We start from the raw sequence: 16709 nt of genomic DNA, 5'->3' as shown, positions 1-16709 counted from the left end.
TCCGTGCCCAGTCCGGTAGCTGCCAAGCGTGAAGACGCCCGCACCACCCGGTGGGCCGATCACCGCATCAAGGTCCGCGCGGAGTTCGTCGAAGCATCCATCCGGACGATCGACACCATCGGACCACAGGCCACACTCGACGACATCTGCGCCGAGATGGGCGTCCGCAAACCCAAGCTCTACCGGTTCTTCGACACCAAGAACGACCTCTACCGGGCCATCCTCGAGCACTGGGTGGAGATGCTGTGGGACCGCCTGTCGGGGACGCTGAACATCTACGAGGATTCCGGCGAGCAGATCGTGCGGCGACTGGTCAGTGAGCTCGCCGACACCATCGAGGAGCACCCCAACGTCGTTCAGTTCCTGGCGACCGGCCAGTACCTGTCGGCCACCGGCGACACGGAGCATCCGCTGATCCTTGCGCGCGGCGCCGTCGACCGTGCTTCCGAGGTGGCCGAGGAGCTTCTCTCCGACTTCATCAGCGACCACCGCCAATTCGAGCTGGTCGTGTACTCCGTGTTCGGGATGACCGCCTCGGCCGCCGACTGGTGGATCCGCAGCGAGGCATCCGGTGACGGCGCCATGGACCGCGACCTGTTCATCAACCAGGTCACTCGGTCGATCATCGGCATCATCACGGCGAATCTCGACGAGGGCGTCGAGATCGACGTGAGCCAGCCGCTACACCTGGCGGTCATCGACGACGAGGACGACGAGGACTACTGAGTCGAATCGCCCGAGCCGCGGCGCTGCTCGCGCCACTGCTGTTCGGCGCGCCCCAGCGCGGTGACCGGCTCCGCGTCGTACACCCACTCTGCGGCGATGCGGAACCAGTTGGCCGTCGCCTCGAGCTGTCCCAGCATCCCGGCAGTGAGCATGTCGACTCGGCGCGACACGAGGATCTCGGCGGGGAGGGACTGCTCGCGCATGTCGGTGAACGACTCACCCCGGGGGTCGAGAACTGACATGACGCCCCTCGCGCGGTCGCGAGTCATCGTCACCTCGTCGTCGACCATCTGCCAACCGAAGGCCTGCAGCGTGTACTGCAGGGATTTGTCGGCCGAGATCGCCGAATCGCCGTCGAACACGCCCTGCGTCAACGCCAGCCGCAGCACCTCGTCGCCGTTCTGCGCCGCGCCGGCGCGCCACACGGCGAGTTCGAACTCGCGCGCGTCGGCGTCGATCTGCTTGTAGGAGCCGAAGTCGACGAAACCGAGCCGGCCGTCGGACCCGAGTAGCACGTTGCCCGGGTGGGGGTCGCCGGAGAACTCGCCGAGCCGATAAATGGAGCCGATGTAGAAGCGGTAGACGATTTCGCCGATCCGGTCACGCTGGTGCGCCGCATGCGTCGTCGCCGACGCCAACGGCTCACCGTCGAACCACTCCGTCACCAACATCTGGTCGGTCGACAAGCCTTCGACGACACGCGGCACGACGATGAACGGGTGCCCCTCGTACGCGCTTGCCAGACTCGCCTGGTTGCGCGCCTCGGCGACATAGTCCAACTCGCTGGCCAGGGTCGAGCGGAGCTCGGCGATCAGCTCCTTGCTTCCCAACGCGGGCAGTTTGCGACGCCAGAACTTGAGGAACGCCACCAGATTCTTGATGTCGGCGCGCACCGCGTCGTCGATCCCCGGGTACTTGATCTTCACCGCGACCTCGCGCCCGTCGTGCAGCGTGGCGCGGTAGACCTGGCCGATTGACGCCGACGCGACGGCGCCGGTCCCGAACCGGGAAAACACCTGGTCGAGCGGCCGACCGAGTTCGTGGGCGACGGCGGCGCTCATCGTCGCCGCGTCGACCTCGGGGGCCTGATCGCGCAGGACGGCCAACCGTTCCTGGAACTGCGGTGCCACCTCGTCAGGCAGGTACGGCATGTCGAGAACCGACAGCATCTGACCGACTTTCATCGCGGCGCCCTTCATGCCGCCGAGCACGTTGGTCAGCTGATTGGCCAGCAGGATCACCGTCTTGTCGCGTGCCTGCTCCTTCTCCTGCGGCGACTTGCCCACCGACGACACCCGACGGCCCGCGTCGCGCACGACATGGTTCGCCGCGACGGCCGTCATCTTCCTACCGCGCGCGAACCGCGACGTCGGGGGGAGCTTGGAAGCCACGCGCCCACCGTATCCCGCGGCCGAGGAGGCCAGCCGGTTACTGGTCGAACTCGATCTCGACGTCGTCGGAGACGGGGACGGCCTGGCATGCCAACGTCAATCCGGCGGCCAGATCGGCGTCGACGAGGGTGTCGTTGCGCCGCATCCTCACATCGCCGGATCGGACCGTGCACGCGCATGCGCTGCAGGCTCCTTCGCGGCACGAGTAGGGCGCGTCGAGCCCTTTCGACAGCAGGACATCAAGCAGCGGGGTCTCCCGCGGCCAGGACAGCGTGTGGGTGGTTCCGCCCAGCGCGACGCGCACCGTGGCGTCATCGGGGCTCTCGGTGATGGGCGGGATCACGATGTCGGCGAACGGATCGCCGGCCAACGACTGGAAGATCTCGGTGTGGATGTGTGCCGACGGGACGCCGGCCTCAGCGAGCGCCCCGCGCACCATTGTCATGAACCCGTCGGGGCCGCAGAGGTAGACGTCGCACCGTCCGTAGGACCGTAGCCGCGGGGCCAACTGCTCGGGTGTCATCACCCCGTCGCGGTCGTCGAGGTGGTGGTGGACGGTGAGACGGTCGGGAAACTCGGTATTGATCTCGTCGAGCTCGGCGGCGAAGATCACGTCGTCGGAGCTGCGGTTGGCGTAGAGGAAGTAGATGGCGCCACTCCCCCCGATCAGCGTCGATTTCACGATCGACATCAGTGGAGTCGCACCGCTGCCCGCCCCGATCAGCAGTAGATCCTGGTGCAGCGATCGGGGGACGAACTTCCCCGACGGGGAGAGCACCGTCAGGTGGTCACCGGCGCGCAGGTGATCGCAAATCCAGTTCGACGCGTAGCCGCCGGGCACGCGCTTGACGGTGATGACCAATTGGTCGTCGAGGTGCGGGGAGCTCGACAACGAATAGCAGCGGGCGACCGACGACATCTCCCCGTCTGGTCCGGGTACGCGCACCGTCAGGAACTGGCCGGGTAGATAGCGGAATTTGTGGACCAGGGAGTCCGGCACGGCCAGCACCACTGACACCGCGTCGGCGGTCTCAGCGATCACCTCGAGCACCTCCAGTGTCTGGACGTGCGTGTTGGCGGCGACGGAGGCGAGTCCGGTCACTCCTGCACCGTCGAGGGCTTCTGGCCTTTCAGCTCGGCGATGATGTCGTCGGGCAACGCGCGCGACGCTCGCATGATCCGGCTGGACACCGCACCGCGGATGAAACCGGCCTCATAGCAGAACCGCAGGAGCGGCTCGGTCATGAACACCGCGCGGTCGCGATACTCCGGGCTGGCCTGGCTGGCGATGAGCCCGCGCAGGCGGCTGATCCCGACGGACTTGTACACCTTCGGATTGATCAGCGTCGGCATGACGCTCAGCACCATGACGGAGAAGATGCCCCGGTGCACGGCGTTGTATGCCTTGCCGTGCTTGGCCATCGACCGCACCATCTCCTCGCGCGCATAGGTGATGTGGCGGGCCTCTTCGAGGACGTGGATCTTCATCAGCTGCCGGAAGTGGGGCTGGACGGTCTCATCGGCAGCGCCTTCGCGCTGCAGCCGGTCGAGGACCTCCTCGATGAGGAGTGTGCCCGCATAGCTGGACGGCCCGATGGGGAGGAATCCGACGAGCCGAAGGGCCTTCAGGAAGGGGCGCGGGTAGGTGTACGGCGCGACACCGGACTTGTTGACCAGGCGGCTGAACATCGTGGAGTGCCGGGTCTCCTCACCGACCTCGGCGAGGGCGTACCGGCAGTGGTCGTCGACCATCACGTGGTTCTCGAGTATCGACCTCATCAGATTCATCGATAGCCCGACCTCGGCCAACAGGCCGAAACTGAGGACCGATACCGCCTCGTGCTTGCCGAGCTCGGTGCGCTGCTCGGGGGTGAGCTCATCCCAGACCTTCGTGCCGTACAGCGACTGGCGGTGCTCCATGACCCAGCCCTTGTCGGGGGCCAACGGCCGGTCCCAGTCGATGTCGAGTTCGGGGTGGTAAGCGCGATCAGCAGTCGAGCGCAAGAGTCGTTGGGCGGTCGTCTGCCGGTCGCCGACTCGGCGCACTTGAACAGTGGAGGCACCGAGTTCGTTGCCACCCGGTCGCGTATCGGATTGCTCGATGGTCATCGTGATCCCTCCGCCCGGAAGTAACCGGTACTCGTAGTTCCAGTTTGGGTCGCGTGATCGTCGGTGTCAACCATCCCGACCACCCGCGGGAACAGTGTCGGGCACCTCCGCAGGCCATACCTTGCCGCGTCGGAGGATGGCCCTCTCGTGCCGCGTGCGGAACAGCCCTGCCTCGCGGGCGTGGCTGACAAAAGAGTCGGTCAGCGCCCGTGCACGCAGGCTGTACTGCGGCTCGTCGTGTGCGATCCGCAGACCGCTGCGGGAGTCGATCCCGATCGACGGGTAGATGGCGCCGTTGAGGATCAACGGGTACAGCCCCGCCGTCGCCCGCGCGAGCACAGCGCCGGTGACACGGCGGCGCAATCGCCCGGCACGGCCCACGGCAAGCCGGAACTCGTTGAGCGAGTATTCGAGGTGTCGGTGATCGGACATCTCGTGGATCCGCATCGCCTGTCGCACATGCGGCTGCACCGTCGGATCGACCGCCATCGCCGTCGCATAGCTGTGGATGGCCTCTTGCAGCAGCAGGATCAGCCCGCTGGTCAAAATTCCGGCCGGCACGAACAACACGAACTTGGCAGTCAGCCACGCCTCGCGGTGGGGACGATTGATGGCGAGGCCGGTCTTGTTGACCAGCCGCGAGAACATGGCACTGTTGCGCGTCTCCTCCTGGATCGCCTTGAGCGTGTATCGCGTCACGTCGCTCATGAGGTTGGCGCTTTCGCCGATGTTGCGGAACATCAGCAGGGTGATCGCCGCTTCGGCACGCATCGCGAAGGTCAGCACGTTGACCAACTCGTGGCGGCCGAGTTCGATGCGCTGATCCGGGGTTAGGCACTCCCACTCCGGCGAGCCGTGGATCGAGGACAGTCGGGTCGGGAACCAGGCGAGGTTCGGCGCGACGTCGGCGTCCCAATCGACGTCGAGATCCCCGCTGTAGGACTCTTCGGCCGCGGCCAGCAGCAACCGCTGTGCGGTCGTCTGCCGATCGGCGATGCGGCCGCGGTGCTTGGCAGGCCCACCTTCGACGGTGCGTGGCAATCCGTCGCGCTCATCCCTCTCGTCCAACGCAACCCCCTCCAGGCGTTCTGGTCAATTGACCAGAATTAGTTACGCGTACTACGAGTACCGTATACTCTGGTTTTCATAGGCGGGCCGAATCAGGCAAACGCAGGATCTGATGGGCGAAGGAGGTGCGGTGATGGCCACGGAGGCACCCTCCGCGCGACCGGCGTTCAACGACGATCCGCACGAGGAGTCCGACTACCGCGGGCCCGCGACGATCATCCTGCGCGGCACCGAGATCGACGTGGACGTCGAGATGCTCGGGTACCGCGAACCGATCGACGGGATCTTCCGTTGGACGGGCCGGATCTCGCCCAACGACCAACTCGCCGACATCGTCGGCGACCTACAACGGCTGCCGTGCGTGATCCGCACACCGCACAGCAGCCGCGATGCTTTTGTCGGCGACGTCGACTTCTGGGACCGCTACCGAATCATCGGTAAGAGCACCCCGCCGTTCCACGTCGCCACTGAGCTGTCCGAGATCGAGTCGGACACGGACGGGTAGAGGGGTGGCTCCCGGCGCATGCGCCGGGAGCCCCCGTCCAATCCGCGTTTACGGCCGCTGGGCCTACAGGTTGATCATGTGCCCGATGGCACCGTGGAATACCTCTTGCAGCGCCTCCGACATCGTCGGATGCGTGTGCACGTTGCGTGCCAATTCCTTGGCGGTGAGATCCCACTTCTGGGCGAGCGTGAGCTCGGGCAGGAACTCCGAGACGTTGTCGCCGACGAGGTGCGCGCCGAGCAGCTCGTCGTGGGTGGTATCGGTGATCAGCTTGACGAAGCCGGCCGTCTCGGCCAGCCCCTGCGCTTTGCCGTTGGCACTGAACGGGAACGTCGTGACCTTGACGGCATAGCCCTCGTCCTTGGCCTGCGCCTCGGTCAACCCGAAGGACGCGACCTGCGGCTGGCAGAACGTGGCGCGCGGCATCATCCGGTAGTCACCGAGCGTCATGGTCTCCGCCCCGGAGATGGTCTCAGCGGCGACGATGCCCTGCGCCTCGGCCACGTGGGCCAGCTGCAGCTTCGCGGTGACGTCGCCGATCGCGTAGATCCCCGGCACGTTGGTGCGCATGTAGTCGTCGATCGCGATCGCGCCGCGCTCGGTGAGTGCGACACCGGTGTTCTCCAGGCCGAAGCCGGTCACGCGGGGAGCGAACCCGACGGACATCAATACTCGGTCGACGGTGAGTTCGCCCGGCTGGTCTTTGGCATCGGCGTAGGTGACAGTGACCGAGCTGCCGTTGTCGGTGACGGTCTGCACCTTGGTCGACGTCAACAGCTTCACGCCGAGCTTCTTGTACTGCTTGGCGATCTCCTTGGACACGTCGGCGTCCTCGTTGGGCAGCACACGATCGAGGAACTCGATGATGGTGACGTCGACACCGTAGTTGGCGAGCACGTAACCGAACTCCATGCCGATCGCACCGGCCCCGACGATGGCGATCGAGTCGGGCAGGTCGCGGGTCAGGATCTGCGTCTCGTAGGTGACGACGTTGTCGGACAGCTCGACGCCGGGCAGCAGCTTCACCGTGGAGCCGGTATCGATGATGACGTCGTCGAAGGTGATCTCCCGGTCGCCGACGACGATGGTCTTTGCGTCACGGAACACCCCGTAACCGTCGATCTCGGTGATCTTGTTCTTCTTCATCAGGAAGTGGACGCCCTTGACGATGCCGTCGGACACCGTGCGACTGCGGTCGAAAGCCGATCCGAAGTCGAAGCTGACGTCACCGCTCATCCCGAACGTCGCGGCCTCGTGCTTGAAGATGTGCGCCAGTTCCGCGTTGCGCAGCAGCGCCTTGGACGGGATGCACCCGACGTTCAGACAGACACCTCCCCACCACTTCTCTTCGATGACGGCGGTGGAGCGGCCGAGTTGGGCGGACCGGATTGCGGCCACATACCCACCGGGCCCAGCACCCAGGACAACGGTTTCAAAGTGTTCTGACACGGCTCTCAGCCTAGCGCTCGGACATGTCCGTCGCAGGGGGTCTCGGCGACCAGCCGATCGCCGTATCAATCAGCAATTGAATCGGTGATTGAAATGAGGTGTACTGGATGGGTGACCGTCGAAACCGCCACCCGAGAACGCCTCCTGTCGTGTGCCGAGGAGTTGTTCGCGCAGTCCCCTTTCGACGCGGTCTCGGTGCGGGCGATCTGCGCGGCGGCGCACGCCAACGTCGCCGCCGTCCATTACCACTTCGGCACCAAGGAGGACCTCGTCGTCGCGCTCCTCGACGAGCGGCTCGTGCCCCGCTGGCGCGACGCGCTCGACGGCCTCACCGCTGCGTCACCGGTCCCCGACGTCGTCGACGCGATACTCACGCCCTTCATCGAAATCCAGTCCGACGCGCTCGGCCGCACCCACCTGCACCTGCTCGCACGACTCATCGCCGACGCGCCGCACGCCCGCCGTCCCAAGGGTTGGACCTCGCTGCGGAGGTGGAGCGCGACGCTGCCCAACGTCGACGAGAAGTCCGCCCGGGCGCGCTGGGCGCTGGCTTTCGATCTGATCCTGACCTCTTTCGGGCGGACCGGCGCGACCCCGCTGTCCCCCGACGCGATTGCGGCGCTGCGCGACTTTGTGATCGCCGGGCTCACCGCACCCCCAACTCCGGCCCCGTAACCAGCCCCCGAAGAAGGCCCTCCGATGACCACATCCACAGCCCCCGATCCGTTCGCCCCGGCCCGCTTGGGGCCGTTGCGCACGCGCAACCGGCTCATCAAGTGCGCCACCTTCGAAGGGATGACGCCCGACGCGCTGGTCACCGACGATCTGATCGCCTTCCATCGGGAGGTCGCCGCCGGCGGCGTCGCTATCAGCACCGTCGCCTATTGCGCGGTGACCCCCGGCGGGCGCACCGACCGTCACCAGATCTGGTTGCGCCCCGAGGCCGTGCCGGGTCTGGTCCGCCTGACCGATGCGATTCACAACGAAGGAGCGCTGGCCGCCGCGCAGATCGGTCACGCCGGCCCCGTCGCGAACTCGGTGTCGAATCGGGTCCCCGCGCTGGCGGCCTCGCGCATCCCGGCCCCGATGGGCATGTCGGTGACGCAGTCCCCCGATGCCGACGAGATCGCCGGCCTCGTCGCGGCGTTCGCCGATGCGGCCAGGCTCGCCGTCGATGCCGGGTTCGACGCCCTCGAATTACACTGCGGCCACAACTATCTGCTGTCGAGTTTCCTCTCGCCGCTGCTCAACCGCCGGCGCGATGGCTACGGCGGCCCCCTGGTCAACCGCGCCCGATTCGCCCGCGAGGTGGCCGCGGCGGTCCGCGCAGCCGTCGGCGACCAGGTCGCAGTCTGGGCAAAGCTGAACATGTACGACGGCACTCCGCGGCGCGGGCCGCTGCGCGGTTTCGACGTCGACGAGGCGTGCGCGACCGCTCGACTCTTCGAAGCCGACGGCCACCTCGACGCCATCGAGCCAACCGCGGGCAGCTCGCTGCTCAATCCGATGTACCTGTTCCACGGCGATGTCCCGCGCAAAGAGTTCGCCGATGCATTCTCCGGGCCGATGCGCTGGGGGTTGAAAGTCGCCGGGCCGGTCTTCCTCAAGCACTACCCGTACCACGACGCCTACCTCTTGCCTCTGGCCAAGCAGTTGCGGGCGGCGGTGGCGATGCCGGTGATCCTGCTGGGCGGGGTCACCGACCGCGCCAGCATCGACGCCGCGATGAGCGAAGGATTCGACTTCGTCGCCATGGGCCGCGCACTGCTGCGCGAGCCGGATCTGCCGCGCCGTCTGGCAGTCGACCCGACGGTCCACTCGCAGTGCACGCACTGCAATCTGTGCATGCCGACGATCTACACCCACACCCGCTGCCCGGTGCGCACTGGCGAGGCGATCGGCTGATCTGTTCTCACATTCGTACTACGCACCCGGGGCGCTAATGCCCGATTCCCGGACGTAGGGTCGAAAAGGGCGAACCCCCTCGCCCGGAAGAGATCAGAAGAAGAAGGCGAAGAACTCCTATGTGTACTCGTGTGATCTGGCCCGACGCCAACGGTGCCGTCGTCGTCGGGCGGAACATGGACTTCCACCAGGACCTCCACACCAATCTGTGGAAGCTGCCCCGCGGGATCGAGCGCGATGACCGCGTCCACGGCAAGCTCACGTGGAAGGCCAAGTACGGCAGCATCGTCGCCGGCGTCTACGACCTGCTGTCGACCGACGGGATGAACGAGAAGGGCCTGGCCGGGCACATCCTGTGGCTGGCCGAGTCGAAGTACGGCGACCCCGATGACTCACGCCCCCAGCTGGCGATGTCGGTGTGGTTGCAGTACTACCTGGACAACTTCGCCACCGTCGCCGATGCGGTTGAGTGGACCAAGACCAACAACCCACAGGTCATCCCGATGTCGGATCCGACCGGAGGCAGCCAGCCGGCGATCCACCTGGCGCTCGACGACGCCCAGGGCGATTCTGTGATCTTCGAGTACATCGACGGTGAGTTGAAGGTCCACCACAGTCGCGACTACCTGGTGATGACGAATTCGCCGAGCTACGACCAGCAACTGGAACTGGTAAAGAAGTTCCAGGGGCTGGGCGGCGACGACCCGCTGCCGGGCACCTGCAATGCGCCCGACCGGTTCGCGCGTGCGCTGTACTACGTCAACCACCAGAACCAGCCGGCCGACTCCGAAGAGGCCGTCGCCGCGATGTTCAGCATCATCCGCAACGCCGCCCAGCCGTACCGCACGCCGGACCCGGGTAAGCCCGACGCATCGCAGACGCTGTGGCAGGTCGTGTGTGACCTGACCAAGCTGCGCTACATCTTCGGCTCGACGTCGCGCCCCAACATCGTGTGGGTCGACCTGCCCGAGATCGACTTCACGGAGGGCTCCGGCGAGGCCAAGGTGGACCTGGTCAAGCGTCTCGAGGTGGAGAACGGGCTCTCGGGCAACATCACCAAGAAGTTCCACCGCCACGCCAAGTTCCACATCGCCTCGATCGAACAGGCCAAGGCCCTCGGCGAGGCCGTCGTCAAGGCAAAGGCCGCCGTCGACGATGCCAAGAAGGTTCAGGAGATCGTTGCGCAGAAGTACACCGACCTCGTCGGTGCGGAGTAATCGCAGGTAAACGCCACAAGCGTTTCCACACGCCGCGAACGGCCCCGGGTCATCCGGGGCCGTTCGTGCATGATGGACGGATGACCAACACCGCGGATCCCAACGAATGGCTCGAAGACATCGAAGGGCAGGCGCAACTCGACTGGGCGCGCCACCAGAACAAGGCGACGGTCGACGAGTTCGCGAGTACCCCACACTTCGAGCAGTTGCGCAGCGCAACCCTGGCCATCCTCGACAATGACGACAAACTCCCCGGTATCACCCGGCGCGGCGAGTTCCTCTACAACTTCTGGCGCGACGCCGACCACCCGCGCGGCCTGTGGCGCCGCACCACGCTGGAGTCCTACTGCACCGAGAAGCCCGAGTGGGACGTGCTCATCGACGTCGACGCCCTCGCCACCGAGAACGACGAGAAATGGGTGTGGGCGGGGGCGCACGTCCTGCGCCCGCGCGACGGGTCCGGCGTATGGCGCCATGTCCTGGTGTCCCTCTCGCGCGGGGGCGCCGATGCGACCGTCACCCGCGAGTTCGACCTCGTGACACGCGAGTGGGTGGCTCCCGAAGACGGTGGCTTCCACCTCCCCGAGGGGAAGTCGACGATAAGCTGGCTCGACCCGGACACCGTCTACGTGAGCGCCGACTTCGGCGAAGCCCCCGACGGCCAGCCATCGCTGACCGAGTCCGGCTATCCACGCATCACCAAGCGCTGGTCCCGCGGCACCGCCCTCACGAATGCACCGACGGTGTACACAGGCGAGTACACCGACGTGGCCGCCGGTGCTTCCTACAGCAGCGTCCCGGGGTTTGAGCGGCACTTCGCCGAACGTGCGACCGACTTCTACAACTCGCTCAACTACGAACTCGACCCGGACACCGGTGGCCTCACGCTGATCGATCTGCCCACCGATGCCCTATCGCAGCCCTACCGCCAGTGGCTCTTCGTCATCACGAGATCTCCGTGGGAACTGGGCACGGCGGTGCACGAGCCGGGCAGCCTCCTCGTCTTCGATTACGACGCCTTCGTCCACGCCGGACGACGGGAGGCGACCGTGCTGTTCACCCCGGATGCGACGACGAGCCTGGCCAGCATCGTGTTCACCCAGTCCCATCTGGTGCTCACGACGTTGCACGACGTCGCCACTCAGCTGTCGCTGCTGTCATTGGGCGACTGGCAACCGTCGGAGTTGCGGGGATTGCCGCCACTGGCCACCATCGGCGTGCACGACACCGACCCCGAAGACGGCGATGAGATCTTCCTGGTCTCCAGCACCTTCGTCACACCGCCGACCATGCTGCACGGGACCACCGTCGACGGTGTGACACCGATCAAACATTCGCCGGCGTTCTTCGATGCGGACAACATCGTGGTCGAACAATTCTTCACCGCCTCCGACGACGGCACACGGATCCCCTATTTCGTCGTGCGACGCCGTGACGTCGAGTCCGGCCCGACCCTCCTCTACGGGTACGGCGGCTTCGTCAACGCGCTCGTGCCCGGCTACACACCGGTGCCCGGCCGAAACTGGATCGTCGAGGGCGGGATCTATGTCATCGCCAACATCCGCGGCGGCGGCGAGTACGGACCGACATGGCACTCGCAAGCACAGAAGGCCGGGCGCCACCTGGTGTACGAGGACTTCTCGTCGGTCGCGAAGGACCTGGTCGCCAGGGGACTCACCACCGTCGCGCAGCTCGGCGCGATGGGCGGGTCCAACGGCGGGCTGCTGATGGGCGTGATGCTCACCCGCTACCCCGAGCTCTTCGGCGCCCTGGTCTGCCAGGTCCCACTGATCGACATGCGGCGCTATCACACGATGCTCGCCGGGGCGTCCTGGGTGGCCGAGTACGGCAACCCCGACGACCCGGAGCAGTGGGCGTTCATGGAGCCGTTCTCTCCGTACCAGAACGTCCGCGCCGACGTCGAGTACCCGCCCATCCTGATCACGACGTCAACGCGCGACGACCGCGTGCACCCTGGCCACGCCCGCAAATTCGCAGCGATACTGGAGCAAACCGGGCATTCCGACGTCTGGTACTACGAGAACATCGAGGGCGGCCACGGTGGCTCCGCGAACAACAAGCAGGCGGCGTTCCTGTCCGCCCTCGCCTTCGAATTCCTCTGGCAACAATTGGGTTCTTGACCTGGGCATTTGCGACTCGTACCGTTGAGCCATAATCCACGCCAGCCCTGTGGAGGCCCCAATGGCCATCGACTATGCGCCCCTGCCCGGCGAAGTGCAGCCGCCTGTCCCCGACGGTCCCAAGCTGTGCAGCGGCGAAGAGATGCGCATTCTGCACAACGCCTTCTTGTGGGCCTACGAGCAAGCACCCGGGTTGATCGGATCGGTGGGTCCCGGTGAGACTTCGCGTAGCGAATTCATCGGCCAGTGGCTGGCCGATCTGGATGCGACGCTGCACACCCATCACGAGTCCGAGGACGAACTCCTCTGGGACCGACTCGAACAGCGTTCCCCCAGCTGCGCCCTGCACGTCGGCCAAATGCGCGCACACCACGTCCAGGTGAGCGAACTTCTCGCGGAGACCGAACCGCTGCTGACCGCGTGGCGGAGCAATGCCGACCCAGCGACGGGCGAGAAACTGACCGATGCCTACACCAGGATGTTGGGCGTGTTGACGGTGCACCTGCGGCGCGAGGTCGTCGAAGTGGTCCCGGTCGTCGAACGGGTCATTACGCAGAAGGAATGGTCCGGGCTGGCCAAACACAGCATCAACGCGATCCCCAAGAGCCGTCTGCTGCCGCAGTTGGGGCTGCTCTTGGCGAACTCGTCACCCGCCGATCGAGCAGAGTTCTTCGCCGCCGTGCCGCCGCCGGTGCGACTACTGTGGCGCATCACCGGCCGACGCCAGTTCGCCAAGCAGTACCGGCAGTTGTTCCCCGGCCAACCGGTGCCGGAGACGATCTGACGCCGGGGCGACGGCCCCGAACGAACAGTCAATCTGCAGTCAGTGCCCGCACGACGAGTCCGACGACGACGACCGCCACTCCGACACCGCCGACGGCCAGACACCACTGGTGCAGGTTGTCGACGAGCCCGTTGATCGCCGACTCGGCGACCTCGCGCATGCCTGCCTCGGTGACTGCGACCTCATCCTTCGCGCGGGCTGAGAAGTAATAGCCGCCCGCGAAGCTCGCGGCGGCCGACAGCACGCCGCCCAACCCCAGCCACACCAGTGTGGTGCCGCGCCGCCGGGACACCAGCAGCGCAAGCACCGCGGCGATCACGCCCACGACGATGCTCCCGTAAGCCAGACGCTTCACCTGCACACCCGACTGTTGATAGCGACCGGCCTCCAGCGCCTGGTCGCGGTCGCTGACGGGGACGAGGATCGGGCCCGGGATCCGCTGGGCGAGTGCCGGGTTGGCTTGCGCGGCAACGCGACGGACCATGTTGGTGAGGTCGAGCTGCATGACGCCCGGGTCGACGCCGGGCGGTGCGGGCTCGAACAACCATTGATGCTGCTGGCTGGCCAGATCGACGAAGTCCTCGGTGAATGCCGGTGACTGCGTGTAGCGCTGCGCGAACGGTGCCACCAGCGCCCCGGCGGTCGCGCCGGCGCGGCGCTGGACCTGGTTGGTGATCGTGTCGGCCATGTAGGTGCGGACCTGGGCGCTCTGCCCCATCGCCGTCGCCGTCGCACGGAATCCGTCGGCGTCGACGACCCGCTCGGTGACCCATAACGTGGGAAGCGCGACGACGATCGCGGCGACGGCGATCAGGCCGGCAAGGAAGGCTGCAAGGCTGCGCATCCGGACAGACTACTGGGCGTGCTCAGAACAGGATGGCGATGAGCAGGCCGACCGCGATCAGGATGGCACCACTCCGGACGAGCATGCCGACCCACTCGTGGAGGTTGTCCAGCAGTTCACCGACGGCCTTTCCGCCGAGCCGCGCCATCCCGGGATCTGCGACGGCAAGCTCGGCCGTGGCCCGTTTGCGCAGATAGGTGGCGGCAGCGTTGGTTGCCGCCGCCGACAACAAACACCCGACGCCGAGGACCGCCACGATCACGCCACGATGCTGGCTGAACGCCAGCGCGACCATTGAAGCGAGGGCGGCGACGACGACGCATGCGGTCCCCCACCGCGATACCCGCTCTGCCAGCGGACGATAACGGCCCGCTTCCAGGGCCGGTCGATTCTGCCCCACCGGAACCCGGATCGTGGGGATCTTGTCGGCCAGCCCCGGGGTCACCTGTCCGGCGACCCGCCGGACCATGGCCGTCAGGTCCAGTTGCATGACCTCGGGGTCGACGCCGGGTGGCGGCGGCGAGAACAGCCATTCGTGGGCTTGGGCCGCCAAGTCGGCGACGTCGTCGGCGAAGCCCTCGGAGTTGGTGAAGCGCACGGCAAGCGGACGGGCCAAGACGCCGGTCACCTTGCCGGCGTGTGCGGCGATCTGTTTGGTGATCGTGTCCGCGAGGTACTCACGGGCCTCGGTGGTCTCGCCGAGTTCCCGGACGGCCGAGGTGAAGCCAGACTCGTCTACGACGCGTGCCCGGATCCACAGCAGCGGCGGACCGAGGATGATCGCGACGATCGCCACGACCACCGCGATGGTGGCGACAACGGCCATCAGTTCTGGAACCCGACCGCCCCGCTGTGGATGCACAGCTTTCCGGAGTTGGACACCCATGCTGCCGCGAAACCACCACTGCACGCGGTGCCCTCAGGTACCGCGATGGCGCGACCGCCCCACCCGCCGATGGCGACGGAGGTGCCGCCCGGTGCGGATTGGGCCACCGACATGGCACCCGGCCCAGTGGTGTACGAATGCGCCTGCCCACCTCGGGGCGCACCGGCCAGCGCCGTCGACTTCGGCTGCAGTGATCGCGCATCGGCCTGTCCGCCGGCATCGGCCACGGCAACCGCCGTGCCGTTGCCGCCGGACTCCTCGGCACGGGCGCTACTGCCCTTGCCCGCCTTGGCGCTGCACGCACTGCCCCCGACGACATGTGTTTGATGGCCGCCATTGGCGGCTTGGCACAACGTACCCGCCGAGGCGGTCGCCTGACCGCCGACGACGGCGAGCCATGCGCCAGCGGCGATCATGCCGGCGGTCGCGATGAATCGCGCCGCGATCATCCTGCAGCTCGTTTGAGGGATTCCTTCGTCAGGCCCTTCTTGGCGGTGTCGACGGCGGTCTTCTGCCCCTGCTTGACGAGCAAGCCGGGCAGCTTCACCTTGAGGTCGATCTCCAGGTCGAACTGCACATGTGTGCCCTTGGGCGTCTCGGTCAGCGTGTACACGCCGTGCTGCTTGGCGAGTTGGTTGCTGTCGATCAGGTCCCAGGTGCACGTGTTGTCGGTCCACGAGTAGTCCAAGGTCTGCTCGTCGGTGATGGGGCCGACCGACACCTTCACCTTGACGATCTTCGGCAGACCGTCGTCGTACTCCTCGACGATCTCGGCCGACTTATGCGGTCCGGACCACTCGGGCAACGACTCAACGTCCTGCAGGACTTCCATGACCACCGACGGCGGTGCTGCGATATCGAACTTGGTACTTGCGGAGACAGCCATGCGCGTAAACCTACCCTGTCGGACTGCGCGCGTCAGGTCTCTCTGTCGATGAGTTTGTAGGGCCATGCCTCGTCGGGGATGTCCGACGTCTGACACGGCTTGTCGACGGCGGTGAACCACCCGCGGTAGTGCATGATCTCGCCAAGAACGGGGTTGCGGACGGTTGCGTCGCAGCGGAACCGTTGGTGCTGCTCGTCCCATCCTTCGATGTACTTCATCGTCGCCACCAAGGGGCCGCGAGGCGCGAGTTTGGGCCCCCGCAGCCATCGGGCCGGGCCGCTCTCCAAGAGCAACTCGCCAGCTCGGGTGACCTTCGGCTCAATGGGGAACAAGAGTTCCGGTCCGTCACCGAGATAGTCGACGAAACCGTCACGTCCATCGACGAGCACCGAGTTAAGGCCGCGGTCCCCCGAGCTGTAACCGAAGGTGCGCAACACGGCCAGGCACTCGCGGCCCAGTTCGTCGCGATAGCAGTAGTTGCCCGCCCGGAACGGGAGCATACGGCTGGTCTTCGACGGGATCGCGTTGCGCTTGCCGTAGAACCACACCACCGGCGGCGGAAGCGTCGGGGTGACGTACACCGATTCGAGGAGCCCGGTCATTATCTGCGCGACGCCCGACGTGGAGTCGATCCCGTAGCGCCATTGGAGATTTGGGTGCAGCCGGTCGAAATCAGAACCCAGTGCCGCGCGGTAGACCGGCGTCATGGGAGCACTCCTCTCTGATCGACCGAGTGCCCACATAGTACAAAGTGCAACTACTGCTCCGGTGGAAAACCGAACGGCCACATGATGACCG

The 16709-nt window shown here is 66.3% G+C and carries 17 protein-coding genes; 7 read left to right on the top strand and 10 right to left on the bottom strand.

Going from position 1 to position 16709, the window contains the following annotated elements; translation table 11 throughout:
• The first annotated feature begins 3 nt into the window (after positions 1-3).
• On the top strand, positions 4-726 hold the full coding sequence (locus B4L26_RS04650; protein ID WP_290716405.1) for a TetR/AcrR family transcriptional regulator: 723 nt from the start codon (positions 4-6) through the stop codon (positions 724-726).
• Here B4L26_RS04650 and B4L26_RS04645 read toward each other — a convergent pair.
• The 4 genes from B4L26_RS04645 to B4L26_RS04630 all read right to left on the bottom strand — a co-directional run bounded on the left by B4L26_RS04645 (position 720) and on the right by B4L26_RS04630 (position 5294).
• Positions 720-2117 carry an ABC1 kinase family protein gene (locus B4L26_RS04645; RefSeq protein WP_290716403.1) on the bottom strand — a complete coding sequence of 466 codons (1398 nt, stop codon included), beginning with the start codon at positions 2115-2117 and terminating at the stop codon, positions 720-722. The genes B4L26_RS04650 and B4L26_RS04645 overlap by 7 nt on opposite strands.
• A gap of 37 nt (positions 2118-2154) precedes the next feature.
• The gene (locus B4L26_RS04640) at positions 2155-3219 is read right to left on the bottom strand and encodes a ferredoxin--NADP reductase (RefSeq protein WP_290716401.1); all 1065 of its coding nucleotides are present in this window, start codon (positions 3217-3219) and stop codon (positions 2155-2157) included.
• Positions 3216-4226: an AurF N-oxygenase family protein gene (locus B4L26_RS04635; RefSeq protein WP_290716399.1), complete on the bottom strand. Its 1011-nt coding sequence runs from the start codon at positions 4224-4226 to the stop codon at positions 3216-3218. The genes B4L26_RS04640 and B4L26_RS04635 overlap by 4 nt, the downstream gene beginning before the upstream one ends.
• A 66-nt stretch (positions 4227-4292) precedes the next feature.
• Positions 4293-5294 (bottom strand): diiron oxygenase, encoded by a 1002-nt coding sequence (locus B4L26_RS04630; protein ID WP_290716397.1) that lies wholly within the window; start codon positions 5292-5294, stop codon positions 4293-4295.
• 133 nt (positions 5295-5427) lie between these two features.
• Between B4L26_RS04630 and B4L26_RS04625 the strand changes: the two genes are divergently transcribed.
• A complete protein-coding gene (locus B4L26_RS04625) occupies positions 5428-5799 on the top strand; it encodes a DUF4873 domain-containing protein (RefSeq protein WP_290716393.1) in 372 nt (123 codons plus the stop codon).
• Positions 5800-5862: 63 nt separating this feature from the next.
• Here the strand turns inward: B4L26_RS04625 and lpdA are convergent, their stop codons facing one another.
• Positions 5863-7248, bottom strand: a complete 1386-nt coding sequence (gene lpdA / locus B4L26_RS04620; RefSeq protein ID WP_290716390.1) for a dihydrolipoyl dehydrogenase — start codon at positions 7246-7248, stop codon at positions 5863-5865.
• A gap of 111 nt (positions 7249-7359) precedes the next feature.
• Here lpdA and B4L26_RS04615 point away from each other — a divergent pair, with 111 nt between their 5' ends.
• The 5 genes from B4L26_RS04615 to B4L26_RS04595 all read left to right on the top strand — a co-directional run bounded on the left by B4L26_RS04615 (position 7360) and on the right by B4L26_RS04595 (position 13295).
• The gene (locus tag B4L26_RS04615; RefSeq protein ID WP_290716387.1) at positions 7360-7923 is read left to right on the top strand and encodes a TetR/AcrR family transcriptional regulator; all 564 of its coding nucleotides are present in this window, start codon (positions 7360-7362) and stop codon (positions 7921-7923) included.
• Positions 7924-7947: 24 nt separating this feature from the next.
• Positions 7948-9153 (top strand): NADH:flavin oxidoreductase, encoded by a 1206-nt coding sequence (locus tag B4L26_RS04610; protein WP_290716384.1) that lies wholly within the window; start codon positions 7948-7950, stop codon positions 9151-9153.
• 119 nt (positions 9154-9272) lie between these two features.
• The gene (locus B4L26_RS04605) at positions 9273-10370 is read left to right on the top strand and encodes a linear amide C-N hydrolase (RefSeq protein ID WP_290716382.1); all 1098 of its coding nucleotides are present in this window, start codon (positions 9273-9275) and stop codon (positions 10368-10370) included.
• 80 nt (positions 10371-10450) lie between these two features.
• Positions 10451-12511 carry a prolyl oligopeptidase family serine peptidase gene (locus tag B4L26_RS04600; RefSeq protein ID WP_290716379.1) on the top strand — a complete coding sequence of 687 codons (2061 nt, stop codon included), beginning with the start codon at positions 10451-10453 and terminating at the stop codon, positions 12509-12511.
• 61 nt (positions 12512-12572) lie between these two features.
• Positions 12573-13295, top strand: a complete 723-nt coding sequence (locus B4L26_RS04595) for a hemerythrin domain-containing protein (protein WP_290716376.1) — start codon at positions 12573-12575, stop codon at positions 13293-13295.
• Between the two features lie 28 nt (positions 13296-13323).
• Here B4L26_RS04595 and B4L26_RS04590 read toward each other — a convergent pair whose 3' ends face one another.
• Genes B4L26_RS04590 through B4L26_RS04570 form a run of 5 tightly spaced genes read right to left on the bottom strand, consistent with a single transcriptional unit; the run spans position 13324 to position 16618 of the window.
• Positions 13324-14139, bottom strand: a complete 816-nt coding sequence (locus B4L26_RS04590; RefSeq protein WP_290716373.1) for a hypothetical protein — start codon at positions 14137-14139, stop codon at positions 13324-13326.
• Between the two features lie 22 nt (positions 14140-14161).
• Positions 14162-14965 carry a hypothetical protein gene (locus B4L26_RS04585; RefSeq protein ID WP_290716370.1) on the bottom strand — a complete coding sequence of 268 codons (804 nt, stop codon included), beginning with the start codon at positions 14963-14965 and terminating at the stop codon, positions 14162-14164.
• Complete coding sequence (locus tag B4L26_RS04580; protein ID WP_290716368.1) at positions 14965-15474, bottom strand: DUF6764 family protein; 510 nt, start codon at positions 15472-15474, stop codon at positions 14965-14967. The genes B4L26_RS04585 and B4L26_RS04580 overlap by 1 nt, the downstream gene beginning before the upstream one ends.
• Positions 15471-15911, bottom strand: a complete 441-nt coding sequence (locus tag B4L26_RS04575) for an SRPBCC family protein (RefSeq protein WP_290716365.1) — start codon at positions 15909-15911, stop codon at positions 15471-15473. Before B4L26_RS04575 ends, B4L26_RS04580 begins: the two co-directional genes overlap by 4 nt.
• A 32-nt stretch (positions 15912-15943) precedes the next feature.
• Positions 15944-16618: a DUF4166 domain-containing protein gene (locus B4L26_RS04570; RefSeq protein WP_290716363.1), complete on the bottom strand. Its 675-nt coding sequence runs from the start codon at positions 16616-16618 to the stop codon at positions 15944-15946.
• Positions 16619-16709 lie beyond the last annotated feature (91 nt).

Origin of the sequence: Gordonia sp. UBA7599, assembly GCA_002477755.1 — a bacterium.
In the GTDB taxonomy this organism is placed as follows: domain Bacteria; phylum Actinomycetota; class Actinomycetes; order Mycobacteriales; family Mycobacteriaceae; genus Gordonia.
Note: the sequence above shows the minus strand (reverse complement) of the source record. Positions and strands in the feature narration are given on the sequence as shown.

Coding starts and splice junctions, on each gene's coding strand:
- B4L26_RS04595 (WP_290716376.1), top strand. CDS start 12,573: ATGGCCATCGACTATGCGCCCCTGCCCGGCGAAGTGCAGCCGCCTGTC.
- B4L26_RS04600 (WP_290716379.1), top strand. CDS start 10,451: ATGACCAACACCGCGGATCCCAACGAATGGCTCGAAGACATCGAAGGG.
- B4L26_RS04575 (WP_290716365.1), bottom strand. CDS start 15,911: ATGGCTGTCTCCGCAAGTACCAAGTTCGATATCGCAGCACCGCCGTCG.
- B4L26_RS04625 (WP_290716393.1), top strand. CDS start 5,428: ATGGCCACGGAGGCACCCTCCGCGCGACCGGCGTTCAACGACGATCCG.
- B4L26_RS04605 (WP_290716382.1), top strand. CDS start 9,273: ATGTGTACTCGTGTGATCTGGCCCGACGCCAACGGTGCCGTCGTCGTC.
- B4L26_RS04635 (WP_290716399.1), bottom strand. CDS start 4,226: ATGACCATCGAGCAATCCGATACGCGACCGGGTGGCAACGAACTCGGT.
- B4L26_RS04570 (WP_290716363.1), bottom strand. CDS start 16,618: ATGACGCCGGTCTACCGCGCGGCACTGGGTTCTGATTTCGACCGGCTG.
- B4L26_RS04580 (WP_290716368.1), bottom strand. CDS start 15,474: ATGATCGCGGCGCGATTCATCGCGACCGCCGGCATGATCGCCGCTGGC.
- B4L26_RS04585 (WP_290716370.1), bottom strand. CDS start 14,965: ATGGCCGTTGTCGCCACCATCGCGGTGGTCGTGGCGATCGTCGCGATC.
- B4L26_RS04590 (WP_290716373.1), bottom strand. CDS start 14,139: ATGCGCAGCCTTGCAGCCTTCCTTGCCGGCCTGATCGCCGTCGCCGCG.
- B4L26_RS04610 (WP_290716384.1), top strand. CDS start 7,948: ATGACCACATCCACAGCCCCCGATCCGTTCGCCCCGGCCCGCTTGGGG.